Here is a 23,134-nt window from a genome sequence, read left to right on the forward strand (position 1 = left end):
AAGAATTAAAAGCCCGAACCCAGGTTCGGGCTTTTTGCATTATTCACCGTGGCGGCGAATGACCCCTTCCTGTACCGACGATGCGACCAGTTCGCCGTTGCGATTGTAGAATTCGCCGCGCACAAAGCCGCGGGCGCTGGAGGCGGAGGTACTCTCTACGTCATAGAGCAACCAGTCGTTGATGTCGAACGGGCGGTGGAACCACATCGAATGGTCGATGGTGGCGACCTGCATACCCGGCTCCAGGAAGCCCACTCCGTGGGGTTGAAGCGAAACCGGCAGGAAGTTAAAGTCTGAAGCGTAGCCCAGCAGATACTGATGTATGTTCAGATTGTCGGGCACGGCGCCGTTAGCCCGTAACCACACCTGACGTTTGGGGCCGTCGACGTGGCCTTTGAGCGGGTTATGGAAGGTGACGGGGCGCATCTCCAGCGGCTTTTCGCCCAGGAACTTATTGCGGGCCTTTTCCGGCAGCAGGTGAGCCAGCGAGCGGGCGATATCGGTTTCCGATTTCAGAGATTCGGGCGGCGGCGCGTCCGGCATAGCTTTCTGATGCTCAAACCCCGGCTCCGGCGCCTGGAAGGAGGCGGTCATATAGAAGATGGGCTTACCGTTCTGAATGGCGGCCACCCGACGGGCGCTAAAGCTGTTGCCGTCACGCAGCACCTCGACATCGTAAACGATCGGTTTCTGGGTATCGCCGGGGCGGAGGAAGTAGCTGTGAAAGGAGTGCGCCAGTCTGGCCTCCGGCACCGTCTGTTTGGCGGCAGAGAGCGCCTGGCCTACCACCTGGCCGCCGAACACACGCTTTAGCCCAAGGTCTTCGCTCTGGCCGCGAAACAGCCCCTCTTCGATCTTTTCCAACCGTAGCAGCGTCAGCAAACTATCAAGCGCCTGGCTCATCGTCTCTCCTGTTATTGGCAAATCACAATGTTTCTCAGTATACCGCACAACCCGCCGGGGGCAGGTAAGTACAATTGTCTGATTCCCCGCCCTTTAAGAGGAAAAAAATGGCATGATGTGCCACACTTAAGGGCATATCTGGTGTAGACCACCCGGTCTGGGATGCATTGATACTAAGGAGAAGTCAATGAAACTGGTGCATATGTTAAGTGGTTTAGCGGTTGCCGTAGCGCTGGCTGGTTGCGCACAGGACAAGTCTGAACAGGTTCCCACGCCGACGACCCAGGGGGCATTGATCGCCGGAAGCACCGCGCAGAACGATCTGCGCCTGCCCAATGTATCGGGCTCTGTCTGGCTGAAACAGAATGTGGTGCTGCCGCCGCACGCCGTACTGACGGTTACCCTGTCTGACGCTTCGCTGGCGGATGCGCCGTCGAAGGTATTGACCCAGAGAGCGGTACGGACCGAAGGGAAACAGGCGCCGTTTACCTTTATCCTGCCGTTTAACCCGTCGGACGTGAAACCGAACGCTCGAATTCTGCTGAGCGCGGCTGTTACGGTGGATGATAAGCTGATGTTTATTACCGATACTATCCAGCCGGTGGTGAACAACGGCGTAACCAAAGCGGACATTACGCTGGTTCCGGTGCAACAAACGGCGGTGCCGGTGAAGCCGGGCCCCAATGCCGTGAATCAGGGCGGGATGATGTCGGGTTCGCAGCAGCAGGGGGCGGCTTCATCAACGCCGACCCTGTACTAATCGCAGGTTATCGCTCTTTACAGGCGCCTTTGGGCGCCTTTTTTGCAGGATGGTGATTGCTAACAACGCTTTAGAAGGAAAATGGCAAAATAGTAAAGAGCGTTACCTCAGACGTTTCCCGGATTAATAACGCCACCGATAACGCTGGAGATCGATCTCGCCATGCCCGGACACCTGTACGCCTTCGGCCAGTAGCGCCTGACGCTGGCGCTGGAGGTCGGGGCCGGTCAGTGAAATCACGCCATGGCGGTTCACTACTCTGTGCCAGGGCAGGCGGCTACCTTCGGGTAGTCTTTTTAGCACGCCACCCACCTGGCGTGCCGCTCGTGGGGAACCGGCCAGCTGCGCGACCTCGCCATAGGTGGTGACGCAACCTTCGGGAATAGCGGCGATAATCTGGTAGACCCGGCTGGCGAAGGTATCCTGAATCTCTTCCATTGCGTTGCTCCTGTCGTGGGACCACCAGAATAAACAGCCAATGGGGGAGTGTGAAGAGCGGGTTGTGCAAGAATCAGGCATCCGGGCTGAGTCGGCTTGCAATTGCTCCAGCGTATGGGGATAATGCCCCGGCGCTTGTGGGGCTGGCCCCGCAAGTCCTCAATGGGGGCCCTGTTGGTTCTCCCGCAATACTAACCTGTGAACCCGGTCAGGTCCGGAAGGAAGCAGCCGCAGCAGGTGACGTGTGTGCCGGGATGTCGCTGGCAGGGCCCCCACCCAATTCAGGGCCCTTACGATACTCCTCTATTTTACCCCCGAACCGCCACTGGAGCACCGCTTTCCATACCGCACAGGTAACTGTAAACCCGGGCATCTTTATCGCAGATAACGTATCTGTCTTTCATAAAGCGCACATCGTTAACGGACTTATACTCAGAGAGCAATCCCAGCTCACACAGCACGCGGATCCACCCCAGCGGGCCATAGGATTTTTGTTCGTAGATTTTACGTCTGACCTTTTTCACATCTGCACGCAGCAGAGTGGTCTGCAGTTCCTGATAATCCGGATGAATTTTGGGGGCGCTAACTTTTTCAAACAGAAAGTTTTTGACGTAAAAATCAGCGGCTTTTTCCTTAACCTGAATAAAGACGTCATCGACCTTTTCAACGAAAATAGCGTAGATCAGCACCTTCATATAGAGTTTGAAGACTATACCGTCTGAGATAGCGGATTTTTTTACTGATAGCGTGCCGACTTCTACACAGGAACGTCCATAAAACTCAGGGGAATTGATTTCGTCATTAAACAGTTTCATACAGGGCAGAGTATGATGTTTAATGATGCTGATAGTGCCAACAACTTCTCCCAGGTATCTGGCCAGGAACAGTTTACTCTCCGGATTTAATAAACCTTCATTATATAAGAATGATTTTTTTTTGTTGCTAATGATTCCGTTACTGACATATTCGTTATAAACCACCTCCATGCCTTTCAGAAAGTCAACGAATTCCCTTGCGGGCTCAATAGTGATTCCTGGTGGTAATTTATTGATAATGCTGCATATTCTTATTGTTCTTGTATTTAATATACCATCGTTTATTGCCTTCCTGGATACATTTGTTTTAGCCATCCCGCTCCACCTGACTGAAAAGTTGTGAATTAAACACATTAAATATAATTAACTATTTTAGCTGTGCGCATGAGGATAATCTGATCTCTGAACTGGTCGGTCCGCCAGCGCTAAAACAAAAAAGGCCGGGGCGATGGGCTCCGGCCTGAATTAACAACGGAACATGCCGTTATGGGGTGACGATATTGAACCAGAATTCGAATTTATCCATATAGCTCAGTAGCTCATCCAGTTTCGCTGCATCACCGTCGATCTTCATATCGCCATTGTCGCGAGCCTGCTTAATGCTCTCCTGTTTAAGGATAATCTTGTTCAGGGTGTCGCGGGACAGCGTAATGGTGGCGTCTGCGTTTTTATCCTGGGCATTGGCGGTATGGTTTAGCACGCCATTTTCCAGTTCCAGTTTATATTTACCGCCGTCGTTACCCAGATCGATATTGAGAACTGATTTCGCACCAGCCGCTTTCTGACCGTTAAGGTGTACCGCCAGGTAGTCGAAGAACATCTCCGGCGTCATGGCGCGTACGGTATCCGGACTGGCGGTGTTCGGCGTTGGCAGTTTCTGTACTCCGTTACGCAGCTCCTGGGCGCCGGTCAGGTAGAAGTTACGCCACGGGCCCGATTCTGCCTGGTAGCCCAGTTGCTCCAGGGCATCCGCTTCCAGATTACGCGCTGCCTGGTTTGACGGATCGGCAAAGACGACTTTGCTGACCACCTGCGCCACCCAACGATAGTTGCCCTTATCGTAATCCTGCTTCGCTTTGTTAAGGATGCTGTCGGCACCGCCCATATACTCGACGAATTTCTTCGCGGCCTGTTCCGGTGGCAGCTCGTCCAGGGTAGCCGGGTTGCCATCGAACCAGCCCAGGTAGAGCACGTAGGTGGCTTTCACGTCATGGCTCACCGAGCCGTAGTAGCCACGGCTGGACCAGGCTTTCTCCAGGGTCGGCGGCAGGGTAAAGTTATTGGCGATCTCGTCGCGGGTCAGGCCCTTATTGGCCAGGCGCAGCGTCTGGTCGTTGATATAACGATACATATCACGCTGGTTTTTCATCAGTTTAACGACGTTGTCATTACCCCAGGTTGGCCAGTGGTGCTGGGCCATAATGATTTCGGCTTCGCCGCCCCAGCGGTCGATGGCGTCGTTAATGTATTTCGACCAGGCCAGCGGATCGCGGATTTTAGCACCGCGCAGTGAATAGGTGTTATGCAGGGTATGAGTCACATCTTCTGCGGCCTCGATCATTTTCTTCTCTTTGACATACCACAGCATTTCGGACGGCGCTTCTGAGCCCGGCGCCATCATAAAATCGTAGGTCAGGCCGTCGATCTTCTCTTCCTGGCCGGTTTTGGTAATGTAGTTGGTTGGGGCGATCAGCGTCACGGTACCGGCAGAGGTGGTGGTACCCAGACCGGCGCCCACCTGGCCTTTGGCATCCGGCTTCAACAGGTTACCGTACATGTAACTGGCGCGGCGGCTCATGACGTTACCGGCCATCATGTTTTCAGAGACCGCTTCTTCCATAAAGCCTGCCGGGGCATAGACTTTCACCTTACCGGACTTCACATCGGCTTCATCGATCACGCCGCGTACGCCGCCGTAGTGGTCCACGTGGCTGTGGGTGTAGATCACCGCCACTACCGGTTTTTTGCCGCGGTTTTTATAGTAGAGGTCCATACCGACTTTCGCCGTTTCTGCCGAAACCAGCGGATCGACCACGGTAATACCCTTTTCCCCTTCGATAATCGTCATATTCGACAGGTCGAGGTTGCGGATCTGATAAACACCCTCGGTGACTTCGAACAGGCCGCTGATATTAATTAACTGAGACTGTCGCCACAGGCTGGGGTTAACGCTATCCGGCGCTTTTTCACCTTCTTTAATAAAGGCGTATTTCTGCGGATCCCAGACCACATTCCCCTTTTCACCCTTTATGACTTCCTGGGGAATGGCAGCGATAAATCCTTTATGAGCGTTGGTAAAGTCGGTGTTATCAGAGAACGGCAGCTTGTTGTAGAGCGCGTTGTTGGCCTGCTTCGTGGCTTCAGTCGCCTCCTGGGGGGCAGCCTGTGCGAAAACGGGGACGGTAATGGTGGTCAGCAGACCGGCGAGCGCCAGATTCCTGATAATAGGCTTCAGTTGCATTGAAAAAACCTCGTGTGGTTATCATCGCGATAAACCCATTTTCACGACAGGTTGTAAATAATATGGGTAACGTAGCATCACCCTTCTGGAATAAGGCAAAGCATAGCCAGGATAAGTAAACCTGTAGACTTAATAGCGCCTTTAGCCTGGCTTAAGAAAGGGAAAATCCCCGCCGCAGCGGGGAATGAGAGGGATATTTTATTTTTTACGATGAGTCAGTAAATAGAACGCCGGGATCACCAACATCGAGAGCAGTGGGGCGCTGATCATTCCGCCGATCATCGGCGCGGCGATACGCTGCATCACCTCTGAACCGGTACCGCTGCCCCACATAATCGGCAGCAGACCCGCCATAATGGTGGCGACGGTCATCGCTTTCGGGCGCACGCGCAGTACCGCGCCTTCGTGGATCGCCGCATTCAGCGCCTGGGATGTTTCACCGCCGTGTTTATCCAGGGCGTGATTCAGATAGAGCACCATAATCACGCCGAATTCTGCGGCCACCCCGGCAAGAGCGATAAAGCCCACCGCCGCCGCCACCGACAGGTTGTAGTCCAGCAGCCACAGCAGCCAGACCCCGCCAATCAGCGCAAAGGGCAGGGTGCCCATAATCAGTAGCGCGTCCCGCACCCGCTTAAAGGTGAGGTAGAGCAGAACAAAGATAATCGCCAGGGTAAGAGGCAGCACCAGCGTAAGTTTTGCGGTAGCCCGTTCCAGATATTCGTACTGCCCGGACCAGCTCAGGGAGACTCCCTCAGGCAGTTTGACCTCACGGCCGACGACCTGCTGCATCTCCCGTACCGCCGAGGCCAGATCGCGATCGCGGATGTCCACATAGATCCAGTTAGTCAGGCGGGCATTTTCGCTTTTCAGCATTGGCGGACCGCTGGTGACGCTGATATCCGCCAGTTCGGCCAGGGCTATCTGTTCTCCTCCGGCGGTCACTACCGGCAGCTCGCGCAGTTTTTGCAGCGAATCGCGCATTTCGCGCGGATAGCGCACGTTTATCGGGTAGCGTTCGCGCCCTTCAAGGGGGGTGCCGATATTATCGCCGCCCACCAGGCTTGCCACCAGCGACTGTAGTTCCTTCACTGATACGCCATAGCGCGCCGCCTTGCGCCGGTCGATATCGATATTGATATAACGCCCGCCGTCCAGGCGCTCCGCCAGCGCGGAGGTGACGCCCGGCACCCGACGCACCACCCGCTCGATCTGCTCAGCGGCCTGTTCGATCTGCGCGATGTTATTGCCGTTTACCTTGATTCCCACCGGGCTTTTGATGCCAGTAGCCAGCATATCCAGGCGGTTACGGATCGGCGGCACCCAGACGTTGGCGATGCCCGGAACCTGCACCCGGCTGTCCAGTTCCTCGATCAGTTTGTCCATGGTCATCCCCGGGCGCCACCGATCCTTTGGTTTAAAGCGGATCGTGGTTTCCAGCATGGTCAGCGGCGCCGGATCGGTAGCGGTATCGGCTCGTCCTGCCTTACCAAAAACGGTATCCACCTCCGGTACCGTTTTGATCAAACGGTCGGTCAGTTGCAGCAGGCGCGCCGCCTCGCGGCTGGAGATCCCCGGCAGGGTAGAGGGCATATACAGCAGATCCCCTTCGTCGATCTGCGGCAGAAATTCGCTGCCCAGCTGTGACAGCGGCCAGAGCGTGGCGATAAGCAATGCCGTTGCCACGCTCAGCGTCGCCTTCGGCCAGCGCAGAACTCTATCCAGCAGCGGTTCATACAGGCGGATCAGGGCGCGGTTCAGCGGATTGCTGTGCTCGTCCGGGATCTTCCCGCGAATGAAAAAGCCCATCAGAATCGGCACCAGGGTAATGCCCAGACCGGCCGCCACGGCCATCGACCAGGTTTTGGTAAAGGCCAGGGGGGAAAACATTTTCCCTTCCTGGGCTTCCAGGGTGAAGACCGGAATAAAAGAGAGAGTAATGATCAGCAGGCTACAGAACAGAGCGGGGCCGACTTCGGAAGAGGCCTGCTGGGTTATCCGCCAGTAGTCCGCCGAACGCGGCGTTTGTTGGGGATTGTCGTGGCGCCACTGTTCCAGCACCTTGTGCATGTTTTCGATCATCACGATGGCGGCATCCACCATGGCGCCAATGGCGATGGCGATCCCCCCCAGCGACATCATATTGGCGCTGATGCCCTGATAGTGCATTACGATAAAGGCGCCGAGGATCCCCAGCGGCAGACTGATCATCGCCACCAGGGCGCTGCGAAAATGGAACAGAAACAGGGTGCAGACCACTGCCACCACAATAAACTCTTCAATCAGTTTTTGGGTCAGGGTTTTGACTGAATTTTCAATCAGCTGTGATCGATCGTAGGCCGGTACTATCTCCACCCCCTGGGGCAAACTCCTTTTGATCTCCTCCAGCCTGGCCTTTACCGCGTTGATGGTGGTCATGGCGTTTTTACCGGAGCGCATGATGATGATACCGCCCGCCACTTCGCCTTCGCCGTTAAGTTCCGCCACGCCGCGGCGTATCTCCGGACCGCGTCTGACGGTGGCGATATCGCCCAGCAGCACCGGCACGCCGCCGCGGCTGGCGATGACCACATTGCGAAACGCCTCCAGATTTTGCAGGTAGCCGGAGGTGCGTACCATATACTCCGCTTCACCCATCTCCAGTACCGAGCCGCCTCCTTCCTGGTTGGCGCTCTTAATGGCGTCGATGGCCTGGGTGTGGCTGACGTTAAGGGCCCGCATCCGGTCCGGGTTGAGCACCACCTGGTACTGCTTCACCATGCCGCCGACGCTGGCGACTTCCGAGACGTTGGGCACGGTTTTCAGCTCGTATTTCAGAATCCAGTCCTGGATCGCCCGAAGATCCCCCAGACTGTGGTTGCCGCTGCGGTCGACCAGCGCATACTCGTACACCCAGCCGACGCCGGTGGCATCCGGCCCCAGCGAGGCCTTTGCTTCCGGAGGCAGGCTGTTTTGTACCTGGCTTAAATACTCCAGTACCCGGGAACGCGCCCAGTACAGATCGGTGCCGTCATCAAACAAAATGTAGATATAAGCATCACCGAACATGGAAAAGCCGCGCACCGTTCTGGCTCCGGGCACCGACAGCATGGTGGTGGTGAGCGGATACGTCACTTGATCTTCCACGATCTGCGGGGCCTTACCCGGATAGTTAACCCGGACGATCACCTGGGTATCAGAGAGATCCGGCAGGGCATCAAGGGGCGCCTGCTGCACAGACCAGATTCCCCAGGCTGCCATGATTAGCGTCGCGAGCAGCACCAACAGCCGGTTGCGCAGCGAGGCGCGAATAATGGCGGCGATCATGGCTGCTCCTTGTGGCCGTGCCCGGCTTCGTCGCTCATGGGCATTATCGAGGCGATATGTACGCCGTCATCGTCCATCGTAAAGCTGAACATCACCCGCTCACCGGTTTTAAGTCCGGCTTTCTGCTGCGATGTAATGGTGAAGTCCATGGTCATGGCTGACCATTTCAGTGCCGGTACCGGGTCGTGTGCGATGGTGACGGAGTCCGGATTGAGGGCCATGATAACGCCATGGGTACTCCAGCTTTGCGGCGTGGATTCCGCTGGCGAATCACCCATCTGCGGCAGGGCGCTGCGCAGACTGGCTTCAGAATCGATCAGGAACTGGCCGGAGGTGACGACCTGCTGACCTTCTTGCAGGCCGCTGCGGACCTCCAGCATACCGTCACCGCTCTGGCCAGTGGTGACCGCCACCGGTCGGAACAGACCGTCGCCTTCTTTGATCAGTACCCGTCCGCCGTCGCGGGTGGCAATTAGCGCCTCTTCGGGGATGGTCAGTACTGGAGCGTTTTGGGAAGTGTCAGCCAGTTGGACGTTGAGGATCATGCCCGGTTTTAGTCGCTGGCGCGGATTATCCAGCACCACGCGGGCCTTCAGGGTACGAGTGGTGGCTTCCAGGTCCGGCAGCAGTTCGGCTATGGCGCCGTGAAAGGTGTCGCCGGGCCAGGAGGCGGTGGTGGCCTCGACTTTCATGCCCTGGCGAAGCTGGCTGGCCTGGCTTTCCGGGTAGTCGATCACCATCCACACCGGATCCAGCGCCGCCACTTCAAGCAGTCCCTGATTCGCTGCGACCTGGCTACCGGTTCGTACATCCAGCTTGCTGATATAGCCATCGCGCGGGGCGTATAGCGTGATGCGCGGCTGAGGAGCGCCGCTGCGTTCGACGGCGCGAATGACCGATTCCGGCATAAACTGCAGTCGCAGACGTGCGCGGGCGGCGCGGGTTAGCGCGCTATCGCCCATCTGGCGTACCGCCAGATACTCCTGCTGAGCCGCAGTCCATTGGGGGATCCACAGTCGGGCCAGCGGTGCATTGCGTTTCACCAACTGCTGGGGGGCGCTAACCAACAACTTTTCTATCTGACCCGCAGCGGGGGCGGAAACAGTGGTGATACTGCGTTGGTCGGTGGCGACGGTGCCGAAAGCGGCAAGCTGGCTTCCGAGCGTGCGAAGCGTGACTGGTGCGGTACGCACGCCCAGATTCTGTTGCTGGCGTGCGCTAATCTGTACGCCGTTATCGTCCCGGGTTTCATCCGCATAGCGCGGAACCAGCTCCATATCCATAAAAGGGGACTTCCCCGGCTTATCGAAGCGGGTGCCGGGAACCATAGGATCGTACCAGTAGAGGACTTTGCGATCCTGCTGCGGGTTTTGCGGTTCGGCGCCGGCAGGCGCACGGTGGCTGAGACTGCCCAGCCAGTAGCCGCCAGCCAGCAGCGCGATGGCGGCGGTGACCAGCGGCAGAGCGGTTTTCAGTTTCATGATTGGGACTCCTGCGGCGTCAGGTAGCGGATGGCGGCCCAGGCATCGGCAAGCGCTTTTTCGGCATTATTGCGGGCGACTTCACCATTCAGCAGATCGCGGCGGGCGGAAAGAAGTTCTGACAGCCCCGATCCGCCCGACTGATACTGGGCTTTGACCAGGCGGACTTTTGAACGCAGTAGCGGCAGGACTTCATTAACCTGGCGGTCGTAAATGGCTTTCGCCGCGTTGTACTGAGAAATCAGCTGATTTAGCACGGCCTGATGTTCGCGCATTAACAGCGTTAACTGATCGGTGGCCTGGTAAGTGCGGGAGACATCCGCCGCGTGGTCTTTATCCTGGCGTTTGCCCTGGAACAGGGGAAGATCGACAGTGAACATCACTCCGGCCATATCGTCCATGCCGTCGGCGCGTTTGGCGTAATAGACCTCTACCCCGACATCCGGGATGGCAGCGACCTCCGACTGACGGGATTTAGCTCTGGCGGTTGCCGCCTCCCGGCTGGCCTGAACGATCTCCGGATGCAGCTTAATGGCGGCGATAAGCGTGGCTTCATCGGCGGGCAGGTGTTCAATACGCGGCAGTGGGCCGGATACGGCGGTGATGTTTTGCCCCGTGAGCTGCATCAGCCTTGCCTGGGCAATCTGCAGGTCCCGGCGGGCGTTGTCCGCCTCATTTTCCATCGTGCTCAGGGCCAGGCGCAGATCCAGTACGCTACTGGCGCTGGCGGTACCGCTGGCAATACCGGCGGTCTGAATGCTGCCCTGGCGTCGGGTTTCCGCAATCAGGGTTTCGATCGCCTTCAGCGTTTTTTGCGAAGCCGCCAGATTCAACCATGCCTGGGCGGTGTCGCGCTGTAGTCGGGCGCGAATAACACCGGCATTGGCCGCCGCCTTGCTGGCCTCGGATCGAATAGCCTCGGATCGACGCTCGCGTTTGGTGCTGCTAACGTACTGCTGCATCACGCCAACCCGCTGCATGGTCATCCCTTCACGGGTCAGACGATGGCCGTTTCCCCCCTGCACCGGAACGTTTTCGATACCAAATTTCAGTTTGGGATCCGGTAACTGCATGGCGGAGTCCGCCATATTATTCAGGGCGTTGATCTGATGATCGTTGGCGGAAAGCTCCGCCGAGTAGTCTTCCGCTGCGCTAAGTGCCTGTGCCAGGCTGGTGGCACCTGCAGCGGTAGAAAACAGGCACAGCGCAAGGGGCAGCCCGCAGGCCACCCTGTTGATATTGTGGAACATGTTCGCCTCCGGCGATTATTGCGCGCTGGCAGAGACCAGGGCGTAGCCGGATTCCGTCTGACGGAAGGTAAAGTGAATCTGCTGGCCGGGAGTGAACGGCTTTCCCTGATAGCCGTCGAGCTCAAAGCTCATGGTCATGGCGGGCCAGTTCAACTGCGCGACGGGGCGGTGAGAGATAGAAACCGAGGTCGGGGACCAGGATTTGATCACGCCGGTGGTATTCCAGGTTTGTGCGTTTTGGGATGAGCTTTCCATTCCCGCCATTGAGCTATGATCCATCGCGCTAAATACGTTACCGGAAAGGCTAAGTAAGGCGGTAGTCAGAATAAAGTAAACAATACGCATTATAGAAATCTCCATATTCCCGAGATATTTCAGACGGCGTAAATAAACCGCCTGAATGATTCAGGAGTTAAAAACAGTGGCAGAGAGCCATAAAGGCCGCGATCTGTGTTTCTAACGGAGTTCTATTCTCTGAAGCGGCAAAAACGTATTTCGGCAGGTGGGCCAGTAACGGGCGGCTGATGCCACAGGGCCTGCTCAATGCAGGGCGTCTGGTGGCTGGCGACAGGCAGCAGGGTGGCATCCACGGGCAGGGCGGTCAGCTGCAACGAAGGCGAACTGGTCTGGGCGCTGTCCGGGTTACAGTGCTTCTCGCACAGCGCCTTTTGGGGCGCAGCGTGCTGCATGCCTGGCATCTGCGTATGTGTGACGTTATGCGGTTCGTTGATTTCAGATGGTGGTGTTGGCGTATGGTGGGCGGCCAGCGCCAGTTGCATATTCAGCAGTAGCCAGCAGGCAACCACGAACCCCGCGCGGATACGAAACCGGCGTCGGATTAATGGCTGAAAGAGCGACTGAATATGCTGTAGCATGGCTACCTTGCCGATAATAGAAGTGAATAAATTAAACCATATTTTTTAGAACGATGGCCACAGAAAAAGAAGAATAATGCAAAGTGAGCCGTAATTAAAAAAATCGCCTATATTTATTCACAAATAAATAACGAATAAAGCGGCCATGATTTATTGCCCACGGCTGTATGGGATTATCCCCCCGTTTCGCTATCAACCACGCGCCGCATATGTTCAACCAGAATCTGGGCGGTCATTTCCGGCAGTTCGAGGGCGATAAGGCCATCCATGCCGCACAGCAGGGCGATAAGCCGCCAGGCGATGGCTTCCGGACGATCTTTCAACTGAAATGCGTTCTGTTCGGCGCCATGGCGCAGAATTTTGGCGGTCTCTTCATGCCACAGGGTTGTGGCGGTGGCCAGCGCCTGGCGAAGGATTGGATCCTGTTCCGCCAGCACCTGCGCTTCGCGCCACAGGCGCAGGTAAGGATCATTAAGGGCGGTATCGGCTCCCAGCATAATCCATAGCCGCTCGCGCCATGTGCCATCAATGGTTGCATCGTCCAGGGAGTTGCGTACCAGAGTCAGAAAGGCCTCGGCTTTTAACGCTGAGGAGGAGGAAAAGTGATGGTGTACCTGGCCGGCGGCAATGCCCGCTTCGCCAGCGATACGCCTTACCGTCATTGCCCCAAAGCCTTCGACCAGGGCCAGATTCATCGCTGCCGTCAGAATAGTTTCACGCCGCGCTTCGCGTTTCAGGTAGGACATTATGCTGCTCTTTTATCACGAACCAGAGGGCAGTTTAACAAAAAACTGGACAAGTGTTCAGTTTTCCGTGAGGATCGAAAATGGACGCGTGTCCAGTTTTTTGAAAGTGCTTTAACGTGAGTAAGTTATGCAACGTCAGTGGTTAGTGCTGGGCATTATTATTCTGGCTTATGTGCCGGTGGCGATCGACGCCACCGTGCTGCACGTAGCGGCGCCGTCGCTCAGCGTGGCGCTACAGGCGACGGGCAGCGAGCTGTTATGGATTATCGATATCTATTCGCTGGTGATGGCGGGTATGGTGCTGCCGATGGGGGCGCTGGGGGATCGCATCGGTTTCCGGCGTTTGATGCTGTCAGGTGCTGTTATCTTCGGACTGGGGTCGCTGGCGGCCGCTTATGCGCCGGATGCCGGGCTGTTGATCGCTGCCCGGGCGCTGCTGGCGGTCGGCGCGGCGATGATTCTGCCGGCAACTCTGGCCGGTATTCGCACCACCTTTAATGATGCCGGGCAGCGAAACGTCGCGCTGGGTATCTGGGCGGCGGTCGGCTCCGGCGGCGCCGCGTTTGGGCCGCTGGTGGGCGGCGTGGTTATGACGCATTTCTCCTGGGGCGCGGTCTTTTTGATTAACATCCCCATTGTGGCCCTGGTGCTTCTGCTGACCTGGCGCTGGGTGCCACGCCAGGCCTTCCGTTCCCAACAGAAGTTGAATCTGCCGCAGGCTATTATGCTGGTGGTGGCGATCCTGGGGCTGGTCTGGGCAGTGAAGAGCGCGATGAAGCCCGATATCAAAGCGATGCAAACGCTGGCCGCACTGGTGCCTGCGCTATTGCTGCTGGTCTGGTTTGTTCGCATCCAACTGCGTTCGCCATCGCCGATGATCGATATCGCGCTGTTTCGCCATCGGGTGATCCTCACCGGCGTGGTGATGGCGGTGACCTCAATGGTGGCGCTGGTGGGATTTGAGCTGCTGATGGCGCAGGAGTTGCAGTTCGTCCATGGCCGGACACCGCTTCAGGCTGCGCTGTTTATGCTGCCGGTCATGCTTGCCAGCAGCTGTAGCGGTCCGCTGGCGGGGATACTGGTTTCCCGTCTGGGGCTGCGCCGGGTCGCCACAGCTGGCATGGCGCTGAGTGGACTGAGTTTCCTGGGGCTGGCTAATGCCGATTTTCAGCATCAGCAGTGGCTGGTATGGAGCTGGATGGTGCTGCTGGGCATCAGTGCGACCGTGGCGTTGCTTTCTGCGACTTCGGCCATTATGTCGGCCACGCCGAAAGAGAAAGCGGCAGCGGCAGGGGCGATTGAAACTATGGCCTATGAACTGGGGGCCGGGTTGGGGATAGCGCTGTTTGGTCTGGTGCTGGCCCGTAGCTACAGCGCCGTTATCGCGCTGCCATTGGGGCTGACGGCAGACGAACAGCTCCGTGCCGCGTCCTCTATTGGCGAGGCGGTACAGGTGGCTGCCGGGCTGGAATCCGGACGCGGTCTGGCGGTGATGGAAGCCGCTTCGCAGGCCTTTACCCATTCCCACAGCGTGGTGCTGTTTTCCGCCTGCGTGATTTTACTGGCGCTGGCGGCAGTCGTCTGGTTTGCGCTAAGCGCCCAACGATGCGAAAGCAACTAGTCAGGATACTTTAGTAAACCAGCGGCTCAGATCGTGCAGGGGGCCGTCGCCGCGAAACTGTCCGCCGCCCGCGTAGTGCAGGGTGGCGGGCCAGGAAGGTTCCCGACATACCCGGGCCTCAACCACTTCAAAGATAAAAAAGTTGTAGTCACTCACCAGGCTGTCGTCATAAAGACGGCATTCGAAGCTGGCATAGCATTCGGCAATGGTCGGGGCTCTGACCTTCACGCCCGGCTCTGGGGTTAAGCCGAAATGATCAAATTTATCCACCTGCGCGCCGCTGCAATTGCCGATTTGGGCAACGGTATCGGCTAACGCTTCGGTCGGCAGATTCAGTACGCACTCTTCACTGTGCAGCACCATATCGAAGCTGTGATTACCGGCGGAAAGCATACAGCCTACCAGCGATGGCGAGAATTCCATGATGGTGTGCCAGCCCAGGGTCATGATGTTATTTTTCCCCTGCCAGTGGGAGCTGACCAGTAATACCGGGCCGGGCTCCAGCCAGCGTCGCACGTCGCTGACTGGCCAGGTTGCTTTGTTCATCATCCGCCTCTCTGTGTCAGAAAACCTGTCAGAGGAAGCGTAGAAGAAAAATGGCCTTAGCGCCCGGTGGGTGAGCGCTGGCGTAGCGCTTCCAGCGTCTGGCGCTGTCCGCCCTGCTCGTCGAAATTGGCGGGCGACAACCAGCGCTGAAACGCGGTATTAAGATGCGGCCATTCACTGTCGATAATGGAATACCATGCGGTGTCCCGGTTGCGTCCTTTGTAGACCAGCGCCTGACGGAAAACACCTTCGTACTGAAAGCCCAGGCGCTGTGCGGCGCGGCGCGAAGGCGCATTCAGGCTGTCACACTTCCACTCATAGCGACGATAGCCCAGTTCGTTGAAGGCATATTGCATCAACAGCCAGTGGGCTTCGGTAGAGAGCGGGCTGCGTTGCATGAGCGCAGAGAAGTGAACGTGGCCAACTTCCATAACGCCGTGCTGCGGCACAATACGCATCAGGGCCAGCGTACCGATCGGGCGCTGGCTGGCGTTATCCATCACCGTAAAATGGAGCGGGTCATCGGTGGCAGCGGCTTGCGCCAACTGGCGGGTGAAGGCATCGACATCGCGCGGTGGCTCCATAGGGAGCCATGTCCAGTGGCTGTCATCGCTGGCCTGTGAAAAGGCATGGTAGAGGTCGGGGGCCTGTTCCTGCTGTAGGGGTATCAGTCGGCACCAGTTTCCTTCCAGCGTCCGGCGCTGTGGTGTGGGGCGGGGTTGCCAGTCAGGCAGGCTATCGCCCACCGGCTGGCCCCAGATATTTAGCGGCATGGCTCTCTCCTGGAGTCGCATGCCGCAGGGCGTTATGCAGGCGCGACAGCGACGTTTTTGATTGCACTGGCGTGTTCCAGCGACCAGATATCATAAAAAGAGATTTCACCCTTGGTGGCAACCATTTTGCGCAATTGCGCTTTTTGTTGTGCAGTGATCCGGGGGGAGTTCAGGATGCTATCGATTAACGAAGTCGGGGCGAAACGGGTGTTGTACCACTCGCCGTTATAGCAGACACGCAGATCCAGCACGTCAATGTCGCTGTAATGGTAGCGGGGATTCACATCAAAAAAGAAAAAACCATTCAGCAGGATAAAAAGGACGACCAGCAGCCAGACGGAATCGGCCAGGGTAGGGGAGAGCATCATCACCGCCAGCGTGGCGAACCAGCCGAGGTACATGGTGATAAACAGCCAGGGGTGATTGCGGATAAAACTAATACTGAGCCGCGGACGATTGTCACGCTTCTCCTGGTGATTGATCTGTTCAATGGTGGCAGTTAGCAGGCGCTGTATTTCACTCATAGAGGACCTTTTGATAATAAGCGACGCGCCCAGAAGGCGATGTACTTATGGTAGAAGGTCCTGCTGTTGATAAAAAGTAACAGTTGTGCTGTGAAAAGTAATAACAGTAGATAACTGTTATCTGACCTTCCTTACGGATCCATCCGATGCCAACATCAGGAATATTGATGATAATTCTTAAATTGGTCTTTAGCCTTATTGTTATCAGGTATAACTCTTATTTTTGATTGTTACCTGAGGCTTGTTAGTTTTCTCCAGTGAAAGCACATAGCAAAGCGTCGACAGGCCGCCGTGCAGCACTGGCGCTAAGGCATTCACTTATTAGTTAAGGTTGGGGAGTCTTAGGTTATCGGACAAATTTCCACACAGACGTCGGGATTTTATCGTAAAGCTTGTTCATCGTGAGTTCAGCCAGACGGTGGTCAGCAGCTGAATAAAATACCGCCAGTTCATGGTCTGATAATTCGTATTTATTTTTTTCGATAACACGCTCCAGCGTATCGATAGTCTGACAGCGGCGCAGACGCATCAGATAGTCTGTCTTGGTTAACGGCTTGGTTGTCATGAAATCACCTCAAGTGCTTCTAAAATTATTAAAATGAAAGGCTTACCGGGTTGGCTCTGCTTTCATTGACGAAACACTGGAACAAGCGGTTGCTGGATTTGTACCATTGTTGTAAATCCTGCGCATTAATGCCGTAGTTGCTAAACAACATGAAGGTGTCGTCCAGATATTCGTCTATTTGTTGGGTTAACCTACTCTCATCTTCATACTTAATCTTGTAATTAAGTGCGAAGGTCGCTATATGCTCAATCAAATCATTCAACTGCAGATTGACGGTGGAGGTCGGGTCATTAACCCAGCCGGGGGTACCATCGTCGAGCCTTGCCAGGCAGTCGTGATACAGGTTTTCGCAGAGATATTTTAGCTGCGCTATATCATGCCGCTTCGGTGAGTATTCGTCCATATGCTATCCCCTTTTATCGTATAAATCTGATAAAGCATCAGGTAAAGGGCACCGTCATAATGTGGAGATTTAACGCACATTTTCAACTACTGATAAATTATAAATCAGTATTTGAGAATTTTCCCTACGGTATTACGAAAAATTACAATTAAGCAACTGGTATGGCTTATTAATGATTTTACCCTGAACCTCTCGTTCTGTGAATAGCTGTTTTTTGCCTGAAAAAAATCCCTAATCTTTTCAGTGGGTTGGTTTGGTTGTTGATTAGGCTCAATTTTGACGTAAGTGGTGTGTTGTAGAGAAATGGCAATAAGATAACTGTGATTAATCTGTAAAATTAATTTAATTTAACAATAACGGTTGTGGATGACTGAAACGGCAAAATAATCTTTGATCTGGTCGGGGGGAGGGCAGATATAAAAAAGGCCGCTAACGCGGCCTTTTCACTATCCGAAGACAGCTTATACGTTGTGTTCTGACGGCTTCTGCTCGCTCTCTTCGACCTTTTTGCCGAAGCGGCGGCGTACCACCACGAAGAACAGCGGAACGAAGAAGATGGCCAGCACGGTGGCGGTAATCATACCGCCCATTACACCGGTACCTACCGCGTTCTGGGAGCCGGAGCCTGCACCGGTACTGATGGCCAGCGGCATTACCCCAAGGATAAAGGCCAAAGAGGTCATCAGAATGGGACGCAGACGCATACGTACCGCCTCCAGCGTCGATTCAATAAGCCCTTTGCCCTCTTTTTCCATCAGGTCCTTGGCGAATTCTACGATAAGTATCGCGTTCTTCGCCGACAGGCCTATGGTGGTCAACAGACCCACCTGGAAGTAGACGTCGTTAGTCAGGCCGCGTAGCGTTGCGGCCAACAGCGCACCGACAACCCCCAGCGGCACCACCAGCATAACCGAGAACGGAATCGACCAGCTCTCGTACAGCGCCGCCAGACACAGGAACACCACAATCAGCGAGATGGCGTACAGTGCCGGAGCCTGGTTACCGGAGAGTCGCTCCTGATAAGAGAGGCCGGTCCAGTCATATCCCACGCCGGTCGGCAGCTTACTGGCTAACTGCTCCATCAGCGCCATGGCTTCACCGGTACTCTTACCCTGAACCGCTTCACCCAGGATCTCCATGGAGGGCAGACCGTTGTAACGTTCCAGACGCGGTGAACCGTACTGCCAGTGGCCAGTCGCGAAGGCGCTGAACGGCACCATCTGACCATCGGAACCACGCACGTACCATTTGCTGATATCGCTCGGCAGCATACGGGAAGAGGCTTCACCCATGATGTAAACCTTCTTCACACGACCACGGTCGATGAAGTCGTTAACGTAGCTACTCCCCCAGCCGGCGCCCAGCGTGGTATTGATATCGCTGATGGAGACGCCCAGTGATTCGGCTTTCTCCTGATCGATCTCAATCTTGTACTGCGGCGTATCTTCCAGGCCGTTAGGACGTACCGTAGCCAGAACGTCAGGATGCTGCGCCGCCATGCCCAGAAGCTGGTTACGGGCCTGCATTAGCGCGTCGTGTCCCAGACCGCCCTGGTCTATCAGCTCGAAGTCGAAGCCGGTTGCGGTACCCAGTTCCACGATGGCTGGCAGGTTAAAGGCGAACACCATCGCATCTTTAATCTGCGAGAAAGCGCCCATGGCCCGGCCGGTAATGGCGGTAACCTTGTTTTCCGTTCCCTGTCGTTCGTCCCAGTCCTTCAGGCTGACGAAGGCCAGACCGGTGTTCTGACCACGACCCGCAAAACCAAAGCCGTTAACCGTAAAGACGGAGTTAACGTTATCTTTCTCTTTAGTCAGGAAGTAGTCGGTGACCCGATCCAGAACCTTCTGGGTACGCTCCTGAGAAGCCCCGGCAGGCAACTGGGCCTGTACCAGGAATACCCCCTGATCCTCTTCCGGCAGGAAGGAGCTCGGCAGACGCAGGAACAGCCAGGCCATCCCCACCACAATCAGCACATACAGCAGCAGATAGCGGCCGGTGCTGCGCAGAATGTTACCCACGCTATCGGTGTAGTGATGCGTGCTCTTATCGAACATGCGGTTGAACCAGCCGAAGAAGCCTTTCTTACCTTCGCCGTGGTCACCTTTCTTCACCGGTTTCAGCATGGTGGCGCAGAGCGCTGGCGTCAGGATCATCGCTACCAGTACCGACAACACCATCGCGGAAACAATCGTGATGGAGAACTGGCGATAGATAGCACCGGTTGCGCCGCCGAAGAAGGCCATCGGGATAAATACCGCCGACAGCACCATCGCAATACCGACCAGAGCCCCCTGGATCTGGCCCATCGACTTACGGGTGGCCTCCTTGGGAGGGAGTCCATCCTCCACCATGACACGCTCAACGTTTTCGACCACCACGATGGCATCATCCACCAACAGGCCTATCGCAAGGACCATGGCGAACATCGTTAGCGTGTTTATCGAGTAGCCGAAGGCGGCAAGCACCGCAAAGGTCCCCAGGAGTACGACCGGCACCGCGATGGTAGGAATCAGCGTGGCGCGGAAGTTCTGCAGGAACAGGTACATGACCAGGAAGACCAGTACGATGGCTTCCACCAGGGTTTTCACCACTTCGAAGATCGAGATCTTAACGAACGGCGTGGTGTCGTACGGGTAAACCACTTCCATACCTTCCGGGAAGAAGGGCTTCAGTTTTTCTACCTGTTCGCGCACCGCAGCGGCGGTATCCAGTGCGTTAGCGCCGGTCGCAAGCTTGATCCCAAGACCAGACGCCGGGTGGCCGTTAAAGCGGGCGATAACGTCGTAGTTTTCGCCGCCCAGTTCAATCTTCGCGACATCGCGCAGACGAACCTGGGAACCATCCTGGTTCACTTTCAGCAGGATTTTTCCAAACTCCTCGGTAGAGGTCAGACGGGTCTGCGCGATGATAGAGGCGTTAAGCTGCTGCCCCTTCACCGGCGGCGTACCGCCTAACTGACCCGCAGCAACCTGGGCGTTCTGGGCCTTAATAGCCGTGGTCACGTCGCCTGGCGTCAGGGCGTAGTTGGTCAGCTTGTCCGGATCGAGCCAGATACGCATCGCGTACTGGGAACCAAACAGCTGGACGTCACCCACACCTGCGGTACGGCTGACCGGGTCTTTGATATTCGAGCCAACGTAATCCGAGATATCTTCCTGCGTCATGCTGCCGTCGGTGTTGATAAAGCCAAGCACCATCAGGAAGCTACTGGAAGATTTCTTCACGTTGATACCCTGCTGCTGCACTTCCTGCGGCAGCAGTGGCATTGCCAGCTGCAGTTTGTTCTGCACCTGCACCTGGGCGATATCCGCGTCGGTGCCGGTCTCAAAGGTCAGCGTAATTTCAACGGTGCCCGACGAGTCACTGGTAGAGGACATGTACATCAGGTTATCGATACCGTTCATGTTCTGTTCGATAACCTGAGTCACAGTGTCCTGCACCGTTTTCGCGTCAGCACCCGGATAGGTGGCCGTAACGGTAACAGCCGGTGGCGCAATCGTCGGATATTGCGCGACGGGAAGCTTCAATATTGAAAGCAACCCTGCCAGCATGATGATGATCGCGATAACCCATGCAAAGATGGGGCGATCGATAAAAAACTTAGCCATGCCTTAACGGCTCCTGTTTTTGTTAAGACTGTTTCTGTTCGGACTGAGCTGCAGCGCCCTGTGACTGCGCGTCGGCATCGCCGGATTTGGCTTCTTCAGGCTTAACCGTGGCGCCGGGTTTAATCTTCTGCAGCCCGGAGACAATCACCTGGTCCCCGTCCTTCAGCCCGTCAGTGACCAGCCACTTATCGCCAATGGCCTGACTGGTAGTGACTTTGCGCACTTCAACTTTGTTGTCCTTTCCCACCACCATAGCGGTGGCTTCGCCGCGAGGCGTACGGGCGATCCCCTGCTGAGGCACCAGCAGCGCGTTGGGATGAGTCCCTTCTTCCAGAATCGCACGTACATACATGCCGGGCAGCAGCGTATGGTCGGGGTTCGGGAAGATAGCGCGTAGCGTGATGGAGCCCGTGGTCTGATCAACGGTGACGTCCGAGAATTCCAGAGTACCGGTCTGGTTGTACTGAACCCCGTCAGAGGTGCTCAGGGTCACTTTTGCCTTACCGTTTTCCTGCTTCAGGGTGCCGTTAGCCAGCTCCTGTTTCAGACGCAGGAAATCGTTGCTGGACTGGGTGACATCCACATAGATCGGATCCAACTGAGTGACGGTCGCCATGGCGGTTGACTGACCCGTTTGCACCAGCGCCCCTTCGGTGACGGCAGATTTGCTGATACGTCCACTAATCGGTGAGGTTACCTTGGTATAGGCGAGGTTAATACGAGCGGTTTCCACCGCGGCTTTAGCAGCCACGACCGCGGCGTCAGCCTGTTTGGCTTCGGCAGCGGCGTTATCGTAGTCCTGTTGACTTACATAGTTAGTGCCAAGCAGTTTCCGGTAACGGTTTACCGTCAGACGTGCCATATGGGCGCTGGCTTCAGCTTTAGCCAGATCGCCTTTAGCGCTGTCCCACGAAGCCTGATAGGTCGCAGGGTCGATCTGATAAAGCGAAACTCCGGCCTTAATGTCACTTCCTTCGACAAAATTACGTTTCAGGATAATGCCACCGACCTGAGGACGCACTTCCGCAACGCGGTAAGGGCTGGTGCGTCCGGGAAGTTCAGTTTTCATCTGAAGAGGTTCGCTTTGCAGCGTTACAACGTCCACAGGTATCGCCTGAGCCGACTGCTGCTGGGACTGATCGTCATTACATCCTGTAAGCGCTAAACCGCCTGAGAGCATCAGAACGACCGCCAGAGGCGACAACCCTCTGTTTTTGTTCATAGGTAAACCTCGAGTGTCCGATTTCAAAATTTGATCAATGGTCAAAAGTCCATAAACCCATTGCTGCGTTTATATTATCGTCGTGCTATGGTACATACATTCACAAATGTATGTAAATCTGACTCCTGCAAATCCCTTAACCGATGGCACGAAAAACCAAACAGCAGGCGCAAGAGACGCGCCAGCACATTCTTGACGTGGCGCTGCGCCTTTTTTCCGAACAGGGCGTTTCGGCCACTTCGCTTGCTGATATCGCGAAGGCGGCAGGCGTGACGCGCGGCGCCATCTACTGGCATTTTCGCAATAAATCCGATCTGTTCAATGAAATATGGGAGCTATCGGAATCCAGTATTGGGGATTTAGAGATTGAGTATCGGGCAAAATTTCCCGAGGATCCACTCTCAGCGCTCAGAGAGCTTTTGATTTACATTCTGGAAACCACGGTAACGGAAGAACGCCGACGTCTAATGATGGAGATTATTTTCCATAAATGCGAGTTTGTTGGCGAAATGATGACGGTACAGCAGGCTCAGCGCAGCCTTTATATGGAAGGCTACGATCGCATTGAAGCCAGCCTGAAACGCTGTAGTGATGCCGGCATGTTGCCTGCCTCCCTGCAAACCCGCCGTGCCGCGATCCTGATGCGCTGCTATATTACCGGTATTATGGAAAGCTGGCTGTTTGCGCCAGATACTTTTGATCTGCAGCGTGAGGCCCGGGAGTATGTGGCGATTCTGATTGAGATGTTCCAGCACTGTCCAACCCTGCGTCAGCCCGAAGGCGAATAACCACTCAGGGCAACCCGGCGGGGATTCAGAGCATGTCGCTATTTCC

At 55.8% G+C, this 23,134-nt stretch carries 20 protein-coding genes and 1 other RNA gene; 4 read left to right on the forward strand and 17 right to left on the reverse strand.

The window, feature by feature from the left end; all coding sequences use genetic code 11:
* Positions 1–39: 39 nt before the first annotated feature.
* Positions 40–903, reverse strand: a complete 864-nt coding sequence (tesB, locus tag SCU88_RS05600; protein ID WP_175339399.1) for an acyl-CoA thioesterase II — start codon at positions 901–903, stop codon at positions 40–42.
* A 187-nt stretch (positions 904–1,090) separates the two neighbouring features.
* On the opposite strand from tesB, the gene SCU88_RS05605 reads away from it, so the two are divergent.
* Entirely contained in the window at positions 1,091–1,663 is a 573-nt protein-coding gene (locus SCU88_RS05605) for a YbaY family lipoprotein (protein WP_175339400.1), read from the forward strand.
* A 123-nt stretch (positions 1,664–1,786) separates the two neighbouring features.
* Here SCU88_RS05605 and SCU88_RS05610 read toward each other — a convergent pair whose 3' ends face one another.
* Positions 1,787–2,101 (reverse strand): MGMT family protein, encoded by a 315-nt coding sequence (locus SCU88_RS05610; protein WP_175339401.1) that lies wholly within the window; start codon positions 2,099–2,101, stop codon positions 1,787–1,789.
* A gap of 172 nt (positions 2,102–2,273) precedes the next feature.
* On the opposite strand from SCU88_RS05610, the gene ffs reads away from it, so the two are divergent.
* Positions 2,274–2,370, forward strand: an RNA gene (gene ffs, locus SCU88_RS05615) — signal recognition particle sRNA small type.
* 39 nt (positions 2,371–2,409) lie between these two features.
* On the opposite strand, the gene SCU88_RS05620 is transcribed toward ffs, so the two are convergent.
* The 8 genes from SCU88_RS05620 to SCU88_RS05655 all read right to left on the reverse strand — a co-directional run bounded on the left by SCU88_RS05620 (position 2,410) and on the right by SCU88_RS05655 (position 13,035).
* Entirely contained in the window at positions 2,410–3,231 is an 822-nt protein-coding gene (locus SCU88_RS05620) for an N-acyl amino acid synthase FeeM domain-containing protein (protein ID WP_175339402.1), read from the reverse strand.
* Between the two features lie 169 nt (positions 3,232–3,400).
* Entirely contained in the window at positions 3,401–5,377 is a 1,977-nt protein-coding gene (locus SCU88_RS05625; protein ID WP_138096036.1) for an alkyl/aryl-sulfatase, read from the reverse strand.
* 198 nt (positions 5,378–5,575) lie between these two features.
* Entirely contained in the window at positions 5,576–8,683 is a 3,108-nt protein-coding gene (locus tag SCU88_RS05630; RefSeq protein WP_175339403.1) for a CusA/CzcA family heavy metal efflux RND transporter, read from the reverse strand.
* The gene (locus SCU88_RS05635; protein WP_175339404.1) at positions 8,680–10,164 is read right to left on the reverse strand and encodes an efflux RND transporter periplasmic adaptor subunit; all 1,485 of its coding nucleotides are present in this window, start codon (positions 10,162–10,164) and stop codon (positions 8,680–8,682) included. Before SCU88_RS05635 ends, SCU88_RS05630 begins: the two co-directional genes overlap by 4 nt.
* Positions 10,161–11,414: a TolC family protein gene (locus tag SCU88_RS05640; protein ID WP_175339405.1), complete on the reverse strand. Its 1,254-nt coding sequence runs from the start codon at positions 11,412–11,414 to the stop codon at positions 10,161–10,163. The genes SCU88_RS05635 and SCU88_RS05640 overlap by 4 nt, the downstream gene beginning before the upstream one ends.
* Positions 11,415–11,429: 15 nt before the next feature.
* Complete coding sequence (locus SCU88_RS05645; protein WP_175339406.1) at positions 11,430–11,759, reverse strand: copper-binding protein; 330 nt, start codon at positions 11,757–11,759, stop codon at positions 11,430–11,432.
* A gap of 122 nt (positions 11,760–11,881) precedes the next feature.
* Entirely contained in the window at positions 11,882–12,289 is a 408-nt protein-coding gene (locus tag SCU88_RS05650) for a hypothetical protein (RefSeq protein ID WP_175339407.1), read from the reverse strand.
* A 173-nt stretch (positions 12,290–12,462) separates the two neighbouring features.
* On the reverse strand, positions 12,463–13,035 hold the full coding sequence (locus tag SCU88_RS05655; RefSeq protein WP_138096042.1) for a TetR family transcriptional regulator: 573 nt from the start codon (positions 13,033–13,035) through the stop codon (positions 12,463–12,465).
* 127 nt (positions 13,036–13,162) lie between these two features.
* Between SCU88_RS05655 and SCU88_RS05660 the strand changes: the two genes are divergently transcribed.
* Positions 13,163–14,656, forward strand: coding sequence for a SmvA family efflux MFS transporter (locus tag SCU88_RS05660; RefSeq protein ID WP_175339408.1), 1,494 nt, complete (start codon positions 13,163–13,165; stop codon positions 14,654–14,656).
* Here the strand turns inward: SCU88_RS05660 and SCU88_RS05665 are convergent, their stop codons facing one another.
* The 7 genes from SCU88_RS05665 to SCU88_RS05695 all read right to left on the reverse strand — a co-directional run bounded on the left by SCU88_RS05665 (position 14,657) and on the right by SCU88_RS05695 (position 22,300).
* Positions 14,657–15,202, reverse strand: a complete 546-nt coding sequence (locus SCU88_RS05665; protein ID WP_175339946.1) for a flavin reductase — start codon at positions 15,200–15,202, stop codon at positions 14,657–14,659.
* 56 nt (positions 15,203–15,258) lie between these two features.
* A complete protein-coding gene (locus tag SCU88_RS05670) occupies positions 15,259–15,975 on the reverse strand; it encodes a GNAT family N-acetyltransferase (protein WP_175339409.1) in 717 nt (238 codons plus the stop codon).
* 32 nt (positions 15,976–16,007) lie between these two features.
* Complete coding sequence (locus SCU88_RS05675) at positions 16,008–16,499, reverse strand: YlaC family protein (protein WP_175339410.1); 492 nt, start codon at positions 16,497–16,499, stop codon at positions 16,008–16,010.
* Between the two features lie 346 nt (positions 16,500–16,845).
* On the reverse strand, positions 16,846–17,064 hold the full coding sequence (locus SCU88_RS05680; protein WP_138096046.1) for an HHA domain-containing protein: 219 nt from the start codon (positions 17,062–17,064) through the stop codon (positions 16,846–16,848).
* A gap of 28 nt (positions 17,065–17,092) precedes the next feature.
* A complete protein-coding gene (tomB, locus tag SCU88_RS05685; protein WP_175339411.1) occupies positions 17,093–17,467 on the reverse strand; it encodes an Hha toxicity modulator TomB in 375 nt (124 codons plus the stop codon).
* Between the two features lie 461 nt (positions 17,468–17,928).
* Positions 17,929–21,078, reverse strand: coding sequence for a multidrug efflux RND transporter permease subunit AcrB (gene acrB / locus SCU88_RS05690; protein ID WP_175339412.1), 3,150 nt, complete (start codon positions 21,076–21,078; stop codon positions 17,929–17,931).
* Between the two features lie 22 nt (positions 21,079–21,100).
* The gene (locus SCU88_RS05695; protein WP_175339413.1) at positions 21,101–22,300 is read right to left on the reverse strand and encodes an efflux RND transporter periplasmic adaptor subunit; all 1,200 of its coding nucleotides are present in this window, start codon (positions 22,298–22,300) and stop codon (positions 21,101–21,103) included.
* Between the two features lie 143 nt (positions 22,301–22,443).
* On the opposite strand from SCU88_RS05695, the gene acrR reads away from it, so the two are divergent.
* Positions 22,444–23,088 (forward strand): multidrug efflux transporter transcriptional repressor AcrR, encoded by a 645-nt coding sequence (gene acrR, locus SCU88_RS05700; RefSeq protein WP_175339414.1) that lies wholly within the window; start codon positions 22,444–22,446, stop codon positions 23,086–23,088.
* Positions 23,089–23,134 lie beyond the last annotated feature (46 nt).

It is taken from the genome of Jejuibacter sp. L23 (assembly GCF_050815825.1).
Taxonomy (GTDB): domain Bacteria; phylum Pseudomonadota; class Gammaproteobacteria; order Enterobacterales; family Enterobacteriaceae; genus Jejubacter; species Jejubacter calystegiae.